This is a genomic window from Altericroceibacterium endophyticum, assembly GCF_009827595.1.
Taxonomy (GTDB): Bacteria; Pseudomonadota; Alphaproteobacteria; order Sphingomonadales; family Sphingomonadaceae; genus Altericroceibacterium; species Altericroceibacterium endophyticum.
Map to the genome: position 1 here is coordinate 184173 of NZ_WTYT01000006.1, position 17718 is coordinate 201890.

17 protein-coding genes are annotated in these 17718 nt (G+C 57.7%); 10 read left to right on the forward strand and 7 right to left on the reverse strand.

The features are described 5' to 3' along the window. Window positions 1-44: 44 nt before the first annotated feature. The 5 genes from egtD to GRI91_RS13895 all read right to left on the reverse strand — a co-directional run bounded on the left by egtD (window position 45) and on the right by GRI91_RS13895 (window position 8593). Entirely contained in the window at window positions 45-1031 is a 987-nt protein-coding gene (egtD, locus tag GRI91_RS13875) for an L-histidine N(alpha)-methyltransferase (RefSeq protein WP_160737288.1), read from the reverse strand. Then, window positions 1032-2264: an ergothioneine biosynthesis protein EgtB gene (egtB, locus tag GRI91_RS13880; RefSeq protein ID WP_160737289.1), complete on the reverse strand. Its 1233-nt coding sequence runs from the start codon at window positions 2262-2264 to the stop codon at window positions 1032-1034. A gap of 97 nt (window positions 2265-2361) precedes the next feature. After that, window positions 2362-4143, reverse strand: coding sequence for a sensor domain-containing diguanylate cyclase (locus tag GRI91_RS13885; protein ID WP_160737290.1), 1782 nt, complete (start codon window positions 4141-4143; stop codon window positions 2362-2364). 112 nt (window positions 4144-4255) lie between these two features. Then, complete coding sequence (locus GRI91_RS13890) at window positions 4256-5629, reverse strand: class II 3-deoxy-7-phosphoheptulonate synthase (protein WP_160737463.1); 1374 nt, start codon at window positions 5627-5629, stop codon at window positions 4256-4258. Between the two features lie 78 nt (window positions 5630-5707). Continuing rightward, window positions 5708-8593, reverse strand: coding sequence for a M16 family metallopeptidase (locus tag GRI91_RS13895; RefSeq protein WP_237437905.1), 2886 nt, complete (start codon window positions 8591-8593; stop codon window positions 5708-5710). 264 nt (window positions 8594-8857) lie between these two features. On the opposite strand from GRI91_RS13895, the gene GRI91_RS13900 reads away from it, so the two are divergent. The 8 genes from GRI91_RS13900 to miaB all read left to right on the forward strand — a co-directional run bounded on the left by GRI91_RS13900 (window position 8858) and on the right by miaB (window position 14530). Further along, entirely contained in the window at window positions 8858-9436 is a 579-nt protein-coding gene (locus tag GRI91_RS13900) for a NifU family protein (protein ID WP_160737291.1), read from the forward strand. A 29-nt stretch (window positions 9437-9465) separates the two neighbouring features. Continuing rightward, on the forward strand, window positions 9466-10059 hold the full coding sequence (locus GRI91_RS13905) for a malonic semialdehyde reductase (protein ID WP_160737292.1): 594 nt from the start codon (window positions 9466-9468) through the stop codon (window positions 10057-10059). A 6-nt stretch (window positions 10060-10065) separates the two neighbouring features. Then, on the forward strand, window positions 10066-10704 hold the full coding sequence (gene tsaB, locus GRI91_RS13910) for a tRNA (adenosine(37)-N6)-threonylcarbamoyltransferase complex dimerization subunit type 1 TsaB (protein ID WP_160737293.1): 639 nt from the start codon (window positions 10066-10068) through the stop codon (window positions 10702-10704). Beyond that, on the forward strand, window positions 10701-11159 hold the full coding sequence (locus tag GRI91_RS13915; RefSeq protein ID WP_160737294.1) for a GNAT family N-acetyltransferase: 459 nt from the start codon (window positions 10701-10703) through the stop codon (window positions 11157-11159). Before tsaB ends, GRI91_RS13915 begins: the two co-directional genes overlap by 4 nt. Window positions 11160-11483: 324 nt before the next feature. Beyond that, window positions 11484-11930, forward strand: a complete 447-nt coding sequence (locus GRI91_RS13920; RefSeq protein ID WP_160737295.1) for a Ros/MucR family transcriptional regulator — start codon at window positions 11484-11486, stop codon at window positions 11928-11930. 74 nt (window positions 11931-12004) lie between these two features. Then, the gene (locus tag GRI91_RS13925) at window positions 12005-12427 is read left to right on the forward strand and encodes a Fur family transcriptional regulator (RefSeq protein WP_160737296.1); all 423 of its coding nucleotides are present in this window, start codon (window positions 12005-12007) and stop codon (window positions 12425-12427) included. A gap of 48 nt (window positions 12428-12475) precedes the next feature. Beyond that, the gene (locus GRI91_RS13930; protein ID WP_160737297.1) at window positions 12476-13165 is read left to right on the forward strand and encodes a 1-acyl-sn-glycerol-3-phosphate acyltransferase; all 690 of its coding nucleotides are present in this window, start codon (window positions 12476-12478) and stop codon (window positions 13163-13165) included. Window positions 13166-13198: 33 nt separating this feature from the next. Further along, a complete protein-coding gene (gene miaB / locus GRI91_RS13935; RefSeq protein ID WP_160737298.1) occupies window positions 13199-14530 on the forward strand; it encodes a tRNA (N6-isopentenyl adenosine(37)-C2)-methylthiotransferase MiaB in 1332 nt (443 codons plus the stop codon). A gap of 123 nt (window positions 14531-14653) precedes the next feature. Here the strand turns inward: miaB and GRI91_RS13940 are convergent, their stop codons facing one another. Further along, a complete protein-coding gene (locus GRI91_RS13940) occupies window positions 14654-15397 on the reverse strand; it encodes an SDR family NAD(P)-dependent oxidoreductase (protein WP_160737299.1) in 744 nt (247 codons plus the stop codon). 191 nt (window positions 15398-15588) lie between these two features. On the opposite strand from GRI91_RS13940, the gene GRI91_RS13945 reads away from it, so the two are divergent. Then, window positions 15589-16623: a PhoH family protein gene (locus tag GRI91_RS13945; protein WP_160737300.1), complete on the forward strand. Its 1035-nt coding sequence runs from the start codon at window positions 15589-15591 to the stop codon at window positions 16621-16623. Between the two features lie 56 nt (window positions 16624-16679). Then, window positions 16680-17327 carry a hypothetical protein gene (locus GRI91_RS13950; protein ID WP_160737301.1) on the forward strand — a complete coding sequence of 216 codons (648 nt, stop codon included), beginning with the start codon at window positions 16680-16682 and terminating at the stop codon, window positions 17325-17327. Between the two features lie 83 nt (window positions 17328-17410). Here the strand turns inward: GRI91_RS13950 and GRI91_RS13955 are convergent, their stop codons facing one another. Continuing rightward, window positions 17411-17716, reverse strand: a complete 306-nt coding sequence (locus GRI91_RS13955) for a hypothetical protein (protein WP_337190378.1) — start codon at window positions 17714-17716, stop codon at window positions 17411-17413. Window positions 17717-17718 lie beyond the last annotated feature (2 nt).

A 17718-nucleotide genomic window follows, 5' to 3' on the forward strand; every position in this document is an offset into this window, starting at 1 on the left:
CGTCAAAGCTTCTGCTTTGGTCCTGCGTTCTTAGACTGCCGCAATCACGGCGCCGTGGCCGGTTGCATCGCATCGGCGAGAATCATGGAGAAGCGCCCCTCCCCATCGGTCCAGCGTGTATTCGGCGTCCACCCCCCGGCAAGCAGCAGCATATATTGGCTGCGCACATCGAATTTGTGGCTGTTTTCCGTATGGATCGTTTCCCCCTGCTGCATGGCAAATTCATCGCCTGCAATCGTGAAACTGACATCCTCCTGCGCCTCCAGATGCATTTCTATCCGCGCATACAGATCATTCCAGATCGCGCGATGGCGCAATTTGTCGACCGGGATCGTGCCATCCAGTTCGCGGTTAATACGGCGCAGGAGATTGTAATTGAATTCAGCCGTGACGCCCGCACTGTCATCATAGGCGGCTTCGAGCACGGCAATATCCTTGATCAGATCCATCCCGATCAGCAATTGCGCACCGTCCCCCAAAGTGGAGCGCATGGAGCGGAGCAAATCCACGGCGCTGCTGGCGACCATATTACCGATGGTGGACCCCGGGAAAAACCCAAGCTTCTGCATCGCCTCCGTTTCCTTGGGCAGCGATACCGGCTTCATGAAGTCCGCTTCAACCGGATAGACCGGCAGTCCCGGAAACTTGGCCGCCAGATCCGCCGCCGCAGCGCGCAGAAAATCACCGGCAATATCCAGTGGCACGTAAGCGCCAGGATCGATGGCCTTGAGCAATAAGGGCGTCTTCACCGAAGACCCTGATCCGAACTCCACCACGGCCCGGCCCGAACCAATCAGCCGCGCAAATTCTGCGCCGCGTTCCTCCAGAATTTCCGTCTCCGCCCGCGTGGGGTAATATTCGCGGACACGCGTGATGTCTTCAAACAGCTGAGAGCCGGCATCATCATATAACCACCGTGCGGGGATGGCTTTTGACGCGCCGCCCAGCCCGTTCAACACGTCGGCCTTGAATGCGCGATCAACGCCATCCTCGTCCTTGTCCACAAAGGCGAGCGATTGCTTGGTAGCCATTCAGATATCCTTTGCGAGTCTCAGGCCGGTGAATTGCCAGCGTTGATGAGGGTAGAAAAAATTGCGGTAGCTGGCCCTGGAATGGCCCCGCACCGTGGCGCAACTCGCCCCTTTGAGCACGAACTGGCCGGACATGAATTTGCCATTATATTCGCCCACCGCGCCAGCGCCGGGCTGAAATCGGGGATAGGGAAGATAGGCGGAGCGGGTAAATTGCCAGCAATCGCCAAACAGACTTCTGCCGCCTGTGGGAAGCGGCGGCCCCGCCTGGTCAAGCTGGTTTCCGTCATTGCGGTCCTGACCTTGCGCAATCACTTCCCATTCAAATTCGGTTGGCAAGCGGGCGCCCGCCCAGCTCGCAAACGCATCCGCCTCATAATAGGAGATATGCGTAACTGGCGCATGGGGGTCGCGTGGCTGAAAACCGCTATGTGTGAAGGACTCTGTGCCCCGCCAGTAAAGCGGCGCGCTTATCTTATGCGTGTTGCGCCACGCCCAGCCATCAGACAGCCACAAGGCGGGATCATCATAGCCACCATCAGCGATGAAATCGCCCCATTCGCCATTGGTCACCAATCGGTCAGCCACAGCGAAGGGTTCCAGCAGAACGCGATGTGCAGGCCCTTCATTATCAAAGGCGAAGTCCGGCCCTTCATGGCCGATGCGCGCAATACCGCCGGGATGTTCATGCCACCCCAGATCGTCAGCCTCGGCGCTGCATTGCGGCTGACCCCACATGGCCGGGCCGATCGGGTTCTGAAACAGAGCGTGTTTTATGTCGGTGAGCAGCAATTCCTGATGCTGTTGTTCATGCGCGATGCCCAGTGCGATCAGATCCGCGCAATCCGGTTCATCGAGCAGATCCTCCATCGACGCGTCCACATGGCGGCGCCAGTCGAGAATCTCATCCACCGACGGGCGTGAGAGCATACCACGCCGCGAACGCAGCATCCGGTCCCCTTCCGCTTCGTAATAGGAATTGAACAGAAAGGGATAAGCCTGATCATACAGCTGGTAGGCGCTGGCATGATCGCGGAGCAGAAAGGTTTCGAAAAACCATGTCGTATGGGCCAGATGCCATTTGGCGGGGGAGGCATCCTCCATCGATTGGATCAGCGCATCTGCTTCCGAAAGCGGCGCGATAAGATCCTGACTGAGTTGCCGGGTTCGGCGAAATTGCTGCTTTAGGGAGCGTTCATCGGAATTGTCGGCTTGTATTTGCGTTCTTGCCATTGGCGTCCCCCGCTCCCCTTCCGCCGTTCCGATTGTGGAGGGCAGTCACTTTGAAAATAAAGCATCTTGCCGCAGATCCGTTCCAGTAAAAGCTGAATTACAGGGCAGCATTTACTGCATTTCGCCCTTCCCGTTTGGCGGCATAAAGAGCCGCATCAGCCCGCGCGAAGAGCGAATCCTGAGTTTCATACGGCTCCGATATCGCATAGCCAAAACTGGCAGTAACTCTGGGCTGACCATCCTGTCCCGTGTGCAGCTCGATCGCCCGGCGCAGTCTTTCCGCGCCCAATTCGGCCTCTTCAGCGCTCGATTCCTCGAGAATCCAGATAAATTCTTCTCCGCCGATCCGGCCGAGCAAATCATTGGCGCGCATTTGCCTGCGCGCGAGATCCGCGACCGCAATCAGCACATCATCCCCGGTCTGGTGGCCAAACCTGTCATTGACCTGTTTGAAATGGTCTATGTCGAAGATGATCAGCGCGACCTGCGTTTGCTTTTCAGAAGCGGTTTTCAGGCATTTATCCAGCTGGTCCAGCGAACGGCGCCGATTTGCGAGCCCCGTCAGCGGGTCGGTATTGGCAAGCTTATGCGCCTCGGCCGCCAGATGCATGGCCCGGGCGCGCTCCGTGGTCAGCGCTTTTTCCCGGCGAAAATGTTCCGTCAGATCCATCGCCACGGCAAACAGACCAATACGCCGCCCGCTTTCATCGAATTCATTATTGGCATGCATTTCCAAAATGCGGTCCGTCCCGTTTGGAAACCGCACATGGTATTTTATGGGAAACGGCAACCGATCTTCCGCATGTTCGCGGATCTTGCTGAACAGTTCCTCGCCGCCATCTGGCAGCAAATGCTTTACATCACCCGGATCCGGGCCGAGTTCCGGATCCATTCCATTGAGTTTGAACATCTGCGGTGACCAGAATTGTTCACCTGTTCTCCAATTCAGGCGCCAGCGTCCGATCCCGGCCAGTTCCTCGGAAAGGTTGAGCATGGTGTTGTTTTCGATCAGCTGGTTATTGCGCTGACGCAAACTCCTCTCAAACATCTCCCGGTTAATCTGCAAGACAGCGAGCGGCATTGACGTGAGGATCATCAGCAGGATCGTCAGCTGCAGATATACTGCGGCAGAAAATGGCCGATCTATCAGTCCAACCAGCGGGCTATGTCCACCCAGACTATCCCAGGTTGCGACACTGGCAAAAGCCAGAGCCGCCACAGCGGCACTGATCTGCCCGTAAAGGCTGACCGCTATAATGATAGCCGCCAGGACAGCGATGAACATCGCCAGATCAGGGCGCGCAAAGATGATGGCAGACATCAGCGCGACGATAAGGAACACCGCAACATACCGGCCGAGAAAATAGCGCATCAGATCGCGCAAGTGACGACCTTGCGCAGCCACCCGCGCGATATCCAGGAGAATGGGGGTAATGATCAGAATGGCCAGCACCGGCGCGAGAAACCAGTAAATCTGGCTGTCGAGAGGCTGATCAATCCGCGATGGCAGAGAGATCAGTGATTTCGCCCCGGAAGCTACCAGGGCGCCCCCGACAATTCCGAATGCCTGAGCGAAACTATTCAATGGCTGGTTGGCGTCGCCGGGACATTTAAAGGTCAACCACGGCGAGAGAAACGCAAGGGCAGTACTGCCCGCTGCGAACATCAGATTCATCGACAAATCGTACCCCGCGATATGGGATACGAGTGCCTCTGCACAGAAGACAGCCACCAGCAGACCAGGCCACCGGCGGCGCGGACTGAGATATAGCGCAGCAATGGCAATGCCATCAGACGGCCATAGCAGCACAAATCCCTGCCAGTCAGCATACATGATCGACATGAGAAGGCCGACCAGCAGGACAGCGAAGCCGAGCAATATCGGCTCCACCCAATGTCTCAGTGACTTTATTATACAACCTCTCCTTGCGAGAGGTCCTACCTTACCAAGGTTAACAGATGTCTTCTATCTACTTATTAACTTTACGGTTTTAGGCCGCGTCACGCGCCAGATCACCCGTTTCCGCGTTCAGCATTTCTGCAAGGAGAAACGCCAGCTCGAGAGATTGGGCGGCATTGAGCCGGGGGTCGCAATGGGTGTGATAACGGTCGGCAAGACCAGCATCGGTGATCGCAACGGCGCCGCCCGTGCATTCGGTCACGTCCTGCCCGGTCATTTCGATATGAACCCCGCCAGCATGTGTCCCCTCGGCCCGGTGAACGGCAAAGAACCCTTTCACTTCTGCCAGAATACGGTCGAAAGGACGGGTTTTGAAACCGCTCTCGGCCTTGATCACATTGCCGTGCATCGGATCACATGACCACACGACGGGGTGCCCGGCATCCCTCACCGCACGCACCAATTTGGGCAGACCGGCTTCGACCTTTTCATGGCCGAACCGGCTGATGAGCGTGATGCGCCCTGCTTCATGCGCCGGGTTCAGCGTGTCGAGCAATTTCAGCAATACGTCCGGCTCCAGACTGGGGCCGCATTTCACGCCGATCGGATTATCGACCCCGCGCAGGAATTCGACATGCGCACTGCCCTCAAAGCGTGTGCGATCGCCGATCCACAGCATATGCGCGCTGGTGTCATACCACTTGCCGGTCAGCGAATCCTGCCGCGTCAAAGCTTCTTCATAAGGCAGCAGCAGCGCCTCGTGACTGGTATAGAAATCCGTGCTCTGCAAACGCGGCACGCTCTGCGGATCAACCCCGCACGCTTCCATGAAGTCGAGCGATTCGCTGATCCGGTCGGCGACATTGGTGAAGCGATCGGCCCAGGGGCTGCGATCCACGAAATCCAATGTCCACTGATGGACCTGCCGCAAATTGGCATAGCCACCGCCAGCAAAGGCGCGCAGCAGGTTGAGTGTTGCCGCCGCCTGACTGTAGGCGCGGATCATCCGCTCGGGATCATTCCGGCGGCTGTCCGCAGTGAAATCGATGCCATTGATGATATCACCGAAATAGCTGGGCAATGTCACATCGCCCTGCGTTTCCGTCTGCGAGCTGCGCGGCTTGGCAAACTGGCCCGCCATCCGGCCGACCTTCACCACAGGCTGCTTGCTGGCGAAGGTGAGAACAACCGCCATCTGCAGAATCACGCGGAACGTATCGCGGATATTATCGGGGTGGAATTCGGCAAAGCTTTCCGCGCAATCGCCGCCTTGCAGCAGGAAGCCCCGCCCGGCAGACACATCGGCGAGCTTGGTCTTCAAAGACCGCGCTTCGCCGGCAAAGACCAGGGGCGGAAAGCGCGCCAGAGTGGCTTCCGCATCGACCAGCTCCTGCGCATCTTCATAATGCGGAAGGTGCTTCGCCTCATGCTGCTTCCAGCCGTCAGGTGTCCAGTCGTTTGCCACGTCAATCACTCTCAAAACTAATCATTAAAGCCGCGCGCAAATACGACTCAGGGCCTGCAATTGCAAAGGTTACATCCGTTATCGGTTTGCCGCGGCTGTGTCTTTAGGCAGAATTGCCAGGTGCCAGGCCTTGTCCTTGACCAGATATTTCGCTGCCAGACTACGGATCTCTTCCGGCGTCACATTGGTATAGTCATTCAGCAGGCTGGGCAGATGTCTGACCCGCTGCGGATCAATCGTCGCACCGGCAAGTTCATTCATCCAGAACGTATGGCCGGTCTGAATCCGGTTGATCAATTGCCGCATCGGCCCGGTCACCAGCGCCAGTTCGTCCGCTGTTGGCCCATTTGTGGCGAGGTCCGCTGCAATCTTGTCTGCTTCCTGGATGAAGGCCGGGACATTGGCCGGCGACAATTGCGCCAGAGCCAGCAAATGACCGCCCGAATTCATGTCCAGCGGCCAGTTGGAACCGACTTGCGGCGCATAGCTGGCCCCTTCCTTTTCCCGCACGGCGTTCAGCAGCCGGTTGGAAAACACATCGGCCAGAATTTCCAGCTTGCGGCTTTCCGGCAGGCGATCCGATCCACCGCCGGTCGGCCAGGCTATGGCAACCGCAGCCTGATCCTTGTCACCCTGATGATACAGGATCAGGGGATCATCATTCGCGGCAGGAAAACCGTCTAGCTCAGTCACGGTATCGCCAGGCAAGGCAGTCGGCGGCGGCAAGGCCCCGAATGTCCGCGACAGCGCGGCCACGGTCTGATCGGGATCGATGTCACCAAAGACCATCACTTCCACCGGGCCCTGCTTTAGCAATGGCTCCCATACTTCCCGGAAACCCTCTGCCGTGGTCGCCTGAATCTGCGCCGGAGTGGGCGTAGCGTAGCGGGGATCGCGATTGTGCAGCAGCCAGTTCAAATCACGGCTGAGTATCCCGGAAGCGGTGGCGTTATAACTATCATAAGACAGGGTTGAGGCCGCCTTGGCCCGTTCCACCGGATTGGCATCCCAGCGTGGCATGGCCAACTTTGCCGCGAAGAGATAAAGCTGATCGGCCACGTCGGCACTGCGGGTCCGGGCCTCAAAAGTGAAGTGCCCGTCTTCAATGGAGAAATCGAAACCCAGCATGCGGCCGGTAGAAATACGGTCCAGCTCCTCCTGCCCCAACGGGCCGAGACCTGACCCGACCAGAGCCATCTGACCCAGTTCAATATAGGCGGCATCTTCAGGGGAGAAGCCCTGCAGACCGTGGCCGAACCGCACCCGAACGGTGACCCGCCCCGGCTCATTATTGGTGCGCCAGATCAGCGCCTTCACGCCATTGGCATAGGTGATCTTCTCCGACCCCAGGACACCAAGCGGTGCCCGCTCCACCGGATCGGCAGGCTCCCCGATTGGCGGCAGATCGGCAAAGGAAATGCTTTCCGCCGAAATGCGCGAATTGCCATCAGCTTCCACCTTATGGTTCAGGGCCTTGCGCAGATCGGCCTCGCTTGCCTCTCCGGCAACCGGGGTAACCAGCGCGCCGCGCACGACCGTACCCTGGAACAGGCGCTGCGTATGCTCCAGCACCGCCTCAGGCGTGAAACGATCCCGCATATTCTTGAACACGTTCAAGATGGTTTCAGGCGCGGCGATCGATTCACGAATATCGACTGCCTGCACCAGATCATCGCCCAGCTGACCACCGGCGAGCAGCGCCCGCTGCTCCACCTGATTGGCGAAGGCGACATTATATGCGGCCAGTTCGCGGTCGATCTCCTCCTGCGTGGGCGGGGTGGTGATAGCGTCTGCGATCACGGCGCGCACATCATGCAGCGCAGCTTGCCAATCATCGCCCAGCGGCGTGATGGAAACAAATGTACCATCCACACTGCGGCTGACATCGCGCTGCTGCGCCGATGCCATCAGATAGCTGCCACCGCTTCTTGCCCGCGCCTCCAGCCGGCGATTGATGATAGCCTGCGCAATGCCGTCGATCAGCAAGCCTCGATTATATTCGAGATTATCGGTGACCTGTTCCCATGGGCGCAGAATGGCATAGGAAATTCCGCGCGGCTGACCTGGTTCGACAATGACCCGCGTTCGCCCCACAGGATTGGGACCTTTTGCATCATCGGGTGCCTCAGGCTTGCCAAAATCAGGGGCTGCAGGCGCCTTGCCCGCGACCTTCCAATCGGCAAAATACTCTTCTGTCAGCGCCGCCAGTTGCTGCGGATCAACATCACCCACTGCAACGATAACCGTGTTTTCTGGTCGGTACCATTTCTGATGGAAGGCCCGCACGCTTTCCGGCGTGGCCGTCTTCAGGGTTTTGATGGTACCGATGGGCGCGCGATCGGCCAGTCGCTGGCCATGAAAGAAGGTGGAGCGCGTAGCCTCCGCGATCCGCGTCCCAGCGCCCGAGTTTTCGCGCTTCTCGGCCAGAACGATCGGCAGATCGGCCGCCAGATTGGACGCGCTGAGCGTCGGTTCGCGGATCATTCCCGAAAGCAGCTTCATGCTTTCATCAAGTGCCGCGGGCCGGGCATTGGGAAGGTCGAGCTTGAACACGGTCTGCGTCGGCGTGGTTTCAGCATTCGTATCGCTACCGAATGTTGCGCCTAAACGCTGCCAGATGGGGATGGCCTGCCCTTCCGCCATATATTTGGACTGACGGAAGGTCAGATGTTCGAGAAGGTGGGCATAGCCGCGCTCGTCATCCGTTTCATTCAGCGAACCGGCATCAATCCGGATACGGATGGACACCTGATCAGGCGGAACACCATTGCGGCGCACAGCATAGCGCACCCCATTGGGCATTTCGCCAAACAGCCATTCCTTATCGACCGGAATATCGGTGCCGCGATAGATCCATGGATCATCCGGTTTCAGATATTGCGGCTGGGGAGCGCTGGGCTCGACCGCAACAGACACTGTCGGCGCAGCCTGCTGCGCCTGAACGGCAGCGGGCGACAGCAGCATTGCCGAGGCCATGAGAGGAAGAAAGCGATGACGAAACCGAGCGGATAGAATCATACGCAATGCTTAGGCCTTGCGGTGATGAAGGAACAGTGAATAGACCAAAAGTGGCAATCAAACGCAGCGCGAAACGATCGCGCAATAACTCCATCGCCCACCACCCGGCACCGTGCGAAGACAGGCATGTCGCGCGCTCTTACCATTATATGATGGTGCTAAAGCGGCCTGAGCCTTGTCCTTTACCTTATGCGACCCTAAATTCCTGACATGTTTATCGAGACCGAAACAACACCGAACCCCGCGACCCTCAAATTCCTGCCGGGTCAGGAGGTCATGGCCTCGGGCACGCGAGATTTCGCCTCGCCCGAAGATGCGGAAATTTCGCCACTGGCATCTGCCCTGTTCGATACAGGTGAAGTGACCGGGGTGTTCTTTGGGCGCGATTTCATTTCCGTTACCGCCGCCCCCGGTGTCGAATGGTCGACATTGAAGCCGCAGGTGGTTTCCATCCTGCTTGATCATTTCGTCAGTCAGGCTCCGCTCTTCACTGGCGGCAGCGCCGCCGGCATTTCCGTTCCAGCCGAAGAAGACGAAGACATCGTCGATGATCCGGGCAATGAAGATGTGATCGTCCAGATCAAGGAATTGCTGGAAACACGCGTACGCCCTGCCGTTGCCGGGGATGGCGGCGATATTCGCTATCGCGGGTTCCGTGACGGCGTCGTTTATCTGACCATGCAGGGCGCCTGTTCAGGCTGCCCCAGCTCGACCGCTACCCTGAAACACGGGATCGAAGGGCTGCTGAAACATTATGTTCCTGAAGTAGTTGAAGTTCGCGCCGCCTGACCGGCGCCCCATACCAAGGAACACGAATTATGGCCGAAATCCTTTCATCCAGCGCGCTGAACCAGCTGTTTCGTGAAGCGCGCAGCTATAATGCCTTTCTTGATCGCCCCGTGTCTGATGATCAGCTTCACCAGACCTGGGAATTGATGAAGATGGGGCCCACCTCGGCCAATCAACTTCCCGCCAGAATTTACTGGTGCAAATCGGATGACGCAAAGAAACGTCTCGCCGGACATGCATCGGATGGCAATAAAGACAAAATAACCGGCGCACCCGTCTGCGCCATATTGGCGATGGATGAGGAATTTCACGAACAGCTTCCCTGGCTATTCCCCCACACTGACGCCAAAAGCTGGTTTGAAGGTGACGAAGAAGGGCGCAAGGAATCCGCTTTCCGCAATTCCACTCTGCAGGGCGCCTATCTGATTTTGGCGGCCCGCGCGGTCGGGCTCGATTGCGGCCCCATGTCCGGTTTTGACAATCAGGCCGTGGATGCCGATTTCTTTGCTGATCAGCCAGCGTGGAAGAGCAATTTCATTTGTTCCATCGGCTATGGCGACGAAAAAAGCATCTTCGAGCGCAGCCCCCGCCCCGATTTCGACCGTTTCAACCGCATCCTGTAAAACATCATGCGCAGCCTGATTATTGATAGTGCGACCGAAGCCTGCTCGGTCGCATTGTTCGATGGAACTGATATGCTGGACGGGCGGTTTGAACGGCTCGGCCGTGGTCATGCGGAACGGCTGGTGCCGATGATTGCCGAATTGCCCGGCAATGGCCGCGCTGACCGTATTGTTGTCGCACTTGGTCCCGGCAGTTTTACGGGTGTGCGGATCGGTCTGGCTGCGGCGCGCGCACTGGGCCTCGCCTGGCAGACCAAGGTGCTGGGCTATCCCAGCTTTGCTCTGATAGCCGCCATGGCTCAGGCGCAGCACAACACCGACAAGGTCAGCGTTGCGATGACGGGCGGCCATGGCGAATGGTTCGTCCAGAATTTCTCCGGCGATACACAACCCGATGGCGATCTCCGCTCCCTGAAGCCCGATGATGCAGCCCAATATGCCGCACATGACCTTGTTGCCGGCACGCAGGCCGCGGCACTTATCGAGCGGCGCGGCCACGGCAGCGTTCTGGAGATCCTGCCCGATGCGCGTTGCTTTGCCTCCTTGCCTGCTCATCAGCTGACTACCGAACTCAGCCCGTTTTATGGGCGTCCACCGGATGCCAAACTGCCCGGCGGAAAGACGCTAAACAGTCCGGTGGCATGATGGACCATGTCGATGGCATCATGTCGGTGATGAACGCCGCATTTGATCCGCTCTATGGCGAAGCATGGTCACAGCGTCAGGTAAGTGAAGCACTGGTCATGCCCAATACATTTTACGTCGTCGCCAATAAGGATGGCGACGATCCGCTTGTTGATGATGAGATTTGCGGTTTCGCCATGTCACGCGGTGCAGTCGATGAAGAAGAACTGTTGTTGCTGGCCGTACACCCCTCGCATCAGGGGAAAGGAATAGGGCAGCTCATTCTTTCAAGATTTTTGAACGCGGCGCGTAACCGCGGCGTGGAACGCATCTTCCTCGAGATGCGAGACGGCAATTCAGCGCTAGAACTCTATAAATCCAGCGGTTTCGTCGAATGCGGAAGAAGACCAAATTATTATCGGTCGGGAACCGACGGCCCCTTTGATGCTATTACCTTCGTAAAAACACTTGTTTGAATTTGATAAATTTGCGTTTGCCACTTTGTAGTTAAAGCGATTCGGAGCTGGTTAGGCAATCTGATCTTTGATCGATCCTTTTTGCCCGGACAATCTCTCAAGTAAATCTACGAAGAGTTTTTCTCATTTTGCGAAATATATATTCCAACCATCGAGAATTGGCATTTCTTTGGAAAAACCAATTTGTTCTATTTTGGTATAGTAAGCATCCTATTTAAATAATTTCTTGCAATCCCTTCACGCATGTGCACGGGAGAATATATCGCAACTTGAAGCCAATGGCTTAAGTATAAAATTCGGGTCGAAAAAATAAACGAGAATATAATGGAACATAGTGCAAAAATTGAAAGCGACATGGCCGAAACCCTGATCACACTTACATCTGATATTGTCGCTGCGCATGTCAGCAACAATAACGTAACGGTTGAAGATGTGCCTTCGCTGATTCAGAACGTTTATGGCGCTCTGGCCAATTTGGGTGAAGCTGAGCAGGTTGAAGAAAAACCTGAGCCGGCTGTATCCATTCGCGCTTCAATCAAGCCGGACTATCTGGTCTGCCTCGAAGACGGCAAGAAAATGAAGATGCTCAAGCGGCATCTCATGACGGCCTATGGCATGACACCTGAAGATTACCGTACACGCTGGGATTTGCCAGCGGATTACCCTATGGTTGCCCCCAACTATGCTGAGAAGCGCCGCGAACTGGCCAAGAAGATCGGCCTCGGCCGGAAGCCGGGCCAGCGCCGTGGACGCCGGAAGAAAGAGGATTGATCGATTCTCTCATATAGTTGAAAATCAGCCCCGCACTTCCCATAGTGGCGGGGCTTTCAATATCGGGGAATACCTTGCAACAATCCATTGATCTCGAGCAGCTTTGCGCGGAACGCGGACTCAGAATCACCGAACAACGGCGGGTGATCGCACGCGTTCTTTCGGAAAGCGAGGATCACCCTGATGTAGAAATGCTGCATCAACGTGCCTCCGCAATCGATCCGAAAATCTCGATCGCTACGGTCTATCGCACCGTGCGCCTGTTCGAAGAGGCCGGCATCCTCGACCGGCATGATTTCGGCGATGGCCGCGCCCGCTATGAAGCTGCGCCCGAAGCGCATCATGATCATCTGATCGATGTCGAAACGGGCAAGGTCGTGGAATTCGTGGACCCTGAGCTGGAGGCCCTGCAACGGCAAATCGCCGAGAAGCTGGGCTATCGCCTGGTGGACCACCGCATGGAATTGTATGGCGTCCGGATAGATCGCGATGACTAACGCCTTATGATTCAGCCTGCCCCTCTGTCAGTCTGGCAATGGGTTTTGGTGATAATACGGTTGGCTTTACTCGGGCTGTGGCTCGGGTTTTGTCTGATCCCGCATGGCATCTTCAGCCTGTTCGGCGCGGGCCGAAAAACCGCGCGCCTGTTCCTTTCCGGACTGGGGTATATCTCTGGCCTGCGCCTGCGCGTGGTTGGACAGGCAGAGCCGCAGGCCTTGCTGCTGTCCAACCATGTCACCTGGATGGATATTCCCGCCCTCGCCCATGTTTGCGGCGCGAGCTTTATCGCGCATGACGGGCTGAGCGGTCACCCTTTCATGCGCTGGCTGTGTGAACAGAATGACACGATCTTCATATCCCGTTCGCAAAGGCTCAATGTGCGCAGCCAGATAGACGCCATTTCCCACGTGATCGGCACACGCTGCCTGGCGTTATTTCCTGAAGGCACGACGAGCTTGGGCGACGATGTCGCGCCATTCAAGAGCAGCCTGCTATCGGCCGCCGAACAATTGCCTGAAACGCACGCGATCCAGCCGGTCGCTTTATGCTATGACAATGCACCAGAGATTGCATGGGTGGGCGATAATCCCGGACCTGCCGATTTTTTTCGGATTTTCGCCCGGTTGCGTCCGGTCCGGCTCACCGTCCGGTTTCTCTCTCCCATTCCCCATTCGGACCGCAAGACAATGGCTCGCCACGCCGAATGTCAGATCAGGAATGCGATCCGCTTTTGATTTCCTGAGCGAATCGGGATAAATGCGCGCCCCATGCGAAATAGCGAAACACCCAAGACCTATCGGGTCAAAAGCTTCGGTTGCCAGATGAACGTCTATGATGGCGAACGAATGGCCGAAATGCTGAATGACAAGGGGCTCAGCCCTGCAGCTGAAGGCGATGATGCCGATCTGGTGGTACTGAACACCTGCCACATCCGTGAGAAGGCCGCCGAGAAAGTCTATTCGGATATTGGACGCCTGACCAAGGGTGACAAAAATCCGATGATCGCGGTCGCCGGTTGCGTCGCGCAGGCGGAAGGCGAAGAAATCATGGCCCGCGCACCGGCTGTGGGCATGGTGGTGGGGCCGCAGGCCTATCATCGGCTGCCCGACATGCTCGACCGCGCGGTGAAGGGTGAACGCGGCACGGATACGGATATGCCGGCCAACGCCAAATTCGACGTCCTGCCGCAGCGCCGCCGCGTCGGCCCCAGTGCCTTCCTGACCGTGCAGGAAGGATGCGACAAATTCTGCACCTATTGCGTTGTGCCCTATACGCGCGGCGCGGAAATCTCTCGCCCCTTCACTGATCTGGTCACGGAAGCAGACCGCCTTGTGGCAAATGGCGCGCGCGAAATCACCCTGCTGGGACAGAATGTGAATGCGTGGAGCGGTGAAGATGCAACCGGCCATGAAATCGGCCTCGACGGGCTGATCCGCGCTCTGGCCGCACTGCCTGACCTGGAACGCATCCGCTATACGACCAGCCACCCCAATGACATGTCAGAAGGCCTGATCGCCGCACATGGTGAGGTGGACAAGCTGATGCCCTATCTCCATTTGCCGGTGCAGAGCGGCTCCGATCGCATTCTGAAGGCCATGAACCGCAGCCATACGACGCAGAGCTATCTCAAGCTGCTGGACCGTTTCCGCAAGGTTCGCCCCGACATCGCCCTGTCGGGTGATTTTATCGTTGGCTTCCCCGGTGAAACCGGCAAGGATTTCGAACAGACTTTGAAACTGGTCGATGCGGTTGGCTATGCGCAGGCCTACAGCTTCAAATATTCCCCCCGACCCGGCACGCCCGCAGCGAGCATGGATAACGCCGTGCCGAAAGAGGTGATGGATGAACGGCTCCAGCGTCTGCAGGCAGCGCTGAACCGCGATCAGCTGGCCTTTAACCAGCGCAGTCAGGGCCAGAATTGTGATGTGCTGGTGGAACGCCAGGGCAAATTGCCGGGCCAGTGGCTGGGCAAATCACCATGGCTGCAATCGGTCTTCTTCACGGGTGAAGCAGCAATTGGTGATATGGTGCGCGTCCATCTGGCGCAGGCCGGGCCCAATTCCTTGCGCGGCGAACTGAAACAGACCGTCGCGGCGTAGAACCCCTGCAGCCGCGACACTGCGCGGCCTGTCTGTTCCCTATCGGCTGTTAGAGAGGCCAGGTGTCCCGCATGACAACACCTGACCTCTCCCTGGCACGCTCAAGGGGGGGGGGGGGGGGAATCAGCGTGCCAGAAAACCACCATCCAGGGGGTAATAGGCCCCATTGGCGAAACTTGCCTGATCGCTGAGCAGGAAAGCCGTCAATTTCGCGACTTCATCCGGTGTTCCCAGACGCCCGACAGGGTGCATCGCTTCCAGACCGGCGAGTGCTTCATCCGACATGTTTTCCCGGATCAGCGGCGTTTCGATAAAGCCGGGGCCAACAGCATTCACCCGCATATTCTGCGCCGCATATTCCAGCGCGGCGGTCTGCGTCAGGCCCAACACGCCGTGCTTTGCCGCGACATAGGCTGACGCGCCGGACCAGCCAACAGCGCCAAGAATGGAGGCCATGTTGACGATCGCTCCACCGCCGCGCTCCAGCATGGCAGGAATCTGATAGCGCAGACCATAGAATACGCCGTTGAGATTGACGCCGATGACCTTCTGCCAGTCGTCGGGATCAAGCTCCCCCATTTTCACATCCGGTGCGCCGATCCCGGCATTGTTGACCGCGCCATCCAGCCCGCCAAATTCGCTGGTCGTAAAATCAACCATGGCCTTCACCTGATCTGCCTTGCTGACATCAACCATGAAAGGGCGCACCTGATCGCCCAATTCTCCGGCCAGTTTTTCAGCGCCTTCGCGGTTAAAATCGGCCGCCACAATTTTTGCGCCGCGCGCTGCCAGATCGCGGGCAATCGCCTCACCAATGCCTGACGCTGCGCCAGTTACGATTACAATCTTGTCAGAGAAGTCCTGCATGGGTGCACCTGCTGTTGTTACATCTGACATAGTAACCACCCAGATGGTGGGCCGGGTCCCGTGCAGTGAGCGGACAAATTGTCCTATCTCGTCTTTGTCCCGGCTTGTTTTTCCACCGCCTTGGGCACATGCCATGCTTGTGTCGCGAAAGAAGGCGATTATCTTTTCGAATCATTAGCCGAAAGGAGCGCATGAGCCGCAAGAACGATCGTGCCGAAACACAGGCCGCCATCGCCCATCCCGAGGATCGCCGCGACATGCCTCGCCGCGCCCGGGCCGAAGTCGAATTTAACGAACAGGCCGTGCTTGGCGCGTTGTTCGGTGAATTCGACGCCAATCTCGTCCAGATCGAAAACCGAATCGGCGTTTATATTGCCGCACGCGGTAACAAGGTGGTGATCGAGGGGACCGAAGATCAGGTCGCACGCGCACGCGCCGTGCTAAAATCCATGCATGAGAAATTGCTGACCGGGCAGGAAGTTGATTCCGGGGCCATCGAATCCATGATCGCCATGGCCAATGAGCCGACGCTGGAAGGGATCATCAGCGGCAAACCCAATGCCCCTTCCATCATGATCCGCACCCGGCGCAAGACCATTGTGCCGCGCTCCGCCATGCAGGCCGGATATATGCAGCAACTGGCCAGCCGCGATATCATCTTCGCACTGGGCCCGGCCGGTACGGGCAAGACCTATCTGGCGGTCGCACAGGCCGTCAGCCAGTTGATCACCGGCAGCGTGCAGCGCCTGATCCTGTCCCGCCCGGCGGTGGAGGCGGGCGAACGGCTTGGCTTTCTGCCCGGCGATATGAAGGAAAAGGTCGATCCTTATCTGCGCCCGCTTTACGATGCGCTCTATGATTGCATGCCCCCGGAACAAGTGGATCGGCGGATCGCCAGTGGCGAAATCGAAATCGCACCAATCGCCTTTATGCGTGGTCGGACCCTAGCCGATGCGTTTGTTATTCTGGACGAAGCGCAAAACACCACGCGCGAGCAGATGAAAATGTTTCTGACCCGCTTCGGGCAGAACAGCCGGATGGTGATTTGCGGCGATCCGCGGCAGGTCGATATTCCGGGCGGTGATGAACGCAGCGGTCTGGCCGATGCCGTGGCGCGGCTGGAGGATGTGGAAGGAATGGGCGTGACCCGCTTCACCAGTGCCGACGTGGTCCGTCATCCGATCGTGGGCCGGATCGTCGAAGCCTATGAAGGCAAGGATAGCTGAGATCAGGTGCCGGGTGAGATAGACCGGCACCGCTATCAGACCCCGCACCTTCACCCATGTCGTTTCGCAATTATCTGATCTGGCAATGGCGCCGCCCGCCGGCGCGCCGCTTCCGCAAGGAACGCCGGGTTGTCTCCACTCTGCTCTATGCAGCCGTCTTCGCGGCGCTGATCCTGCTGATGGCAACAATCGACCCAGCACAGCTTGGTTTTTCCTCGCGCACGACGATGATCAGCACCGCTGCAGCGATTGTCGCGCTGGGCGCCATCATTCTGCTCTGGCGGGCAATCAGGCGGATTGTCACGGGCGCACCGCCGCAGCGAGGGAAACCGTATTTGGCTCCCCGGCCACAGCCTGTGTTCGATATGGGACTGGCCGATTTGGGCGAATATCTACAGCAGCGCGCCTCTTGGAGACGTTCCCTGCAATCGCTTGATGATGATGCCAGGCTGGAGCGCGTTTCAGCCGAGATTTCGCGCATGGTGCCCGCACGCAATTTACGCGCCAGCGGCCTGTGGCCAGATGGGCAGCGGCGGCCAATTCACCCCTTTTTCGACTGGCCTATGGCAAAGCTCAATCTGGATGAGCTGACGCTTACCCTCGGCGCATCCGCAGCTGGCGTCAAACCGATCGTCATCACCGATATTTTCTTCTCTGGGGCCGAAGTTCGCCGAGCCTGGCCAGCGCCATTCTGGCGCCCGTAATTCTCGCACAATTCATTCCGGCCCCTTTAAGCGGTTTACCCGCGAGGGCCAGCTTGGCTAGCCCACGCGGGCGAGAGGCGTGTTCAATTTCGCGAATCCTGAATGGCGGAGCGGGTTTTTGGCCCTTTGAGAGCATCTTCTTCAGGGTTGTCCTGCCCCGTCGGCCGCTCCATCTTCTGGTCAGAACCACGCGCCGTGTTCATTTCAGAACGTGTCCCGACATCGCGCGGTACATTTCCGCCGGCGCGGCCTTGCTGGCCGCCCATATTTTCATCCTGCATGGAGTCGATAAGATCATTGTCCGGATGCAGTGATTGACGTTTTGGCATACTATCTTCTCCTTTACCTTTCATACGGTTAGAACCCTTTTCCTGTTCCAAACCACTCACCG

Excerpts from the sequence above, each read along its gene's own strand:
- egtD (WP_160737288.1), bottom strand. The coding sequence starts at position 1,031 with ATGGCTACCAAGCAATCGCTCGCCTTTGTGGACAAGGACGAGGATGGC.
- egtB (WP_160737289.1), bottom strand. The coding sequence starts at position 2,264 with ATGGCAAGAACGCAAATACAAGCCGACAATTCCGATGAACGCTCCCTA.
- GRI91_RS13895 (WP_237437905.1), bottom strand. The coding sequence starts at position 8,593 with ATGCTGCTGTCGCCCGCTGCCGTTCAGGCGCAGCAGGCTGCGCCGACA.
- GRI91_RS13900 (WP_160737291.1), top strand. The coding sequence starts at position 8,858 with ATGTTTATCGAGACCGAAACAACACCGAACCCCGCGACCCTCAAATTC.
- GRI91_RS13905 (WP_160737292.1), top strand. The coding sequence starts at position 9,466 with ATGGCCGAAATCCTTTCATCCAGCGCGCTGAACCAGCTGTTTCGTGAA.
- tsaB (WP_160737293.1), top strand. The coding sequence starts at position 10,066 with ATGCGCAGCCTGATTATTGATAGTGCGACCGAAGCCTGCTCGGTCGCA.
- GRI91_RS13915 (WP_160737294.1), top strand. The coding sequence starts at position 10,701 with ATGATGGACCATGTCGATGGCATCATGTCGGTGATGAACGCCGCATTT.
- GRI91_RS13920 (WP_160737295.1), top strand. The coding sequence starts at position 11,484 with ATGGAACATAGTGCAAAAATTGAAAGCGACATGGCCGAAACCCTGATC.
- miaB (WP_160737298.1), top strand. The coding sequence starts at position 13,199 with ATGCGAAATAGCGAAACACCCAAGACCTATCGGGTCAAAAGCTTCGGT.
- GRI91_RS13940 (WP_160737299.1), bottom strand. The coding sequence starts at position 15,397 with ATGCAGGACTTCTCTGACAAGATTGTAATCGTAACTGGCGCAGCGTCA.
- GRI91_RS13945 (WP_160737300.1), top strand. The coding sequence starts at position 15,589 with ATGAGCCGCAAGAACGATCGTGCCGAAACACAGGCCGCCATCGCCCAT.
- GRI91_RS13950 (WP_160737301.1), top strand. The coding sequence starts at position 16,680 with ATGTCGTTTCGCAATTATCTGATCTGGCAATGGCGCCGCCCGCCGGCG.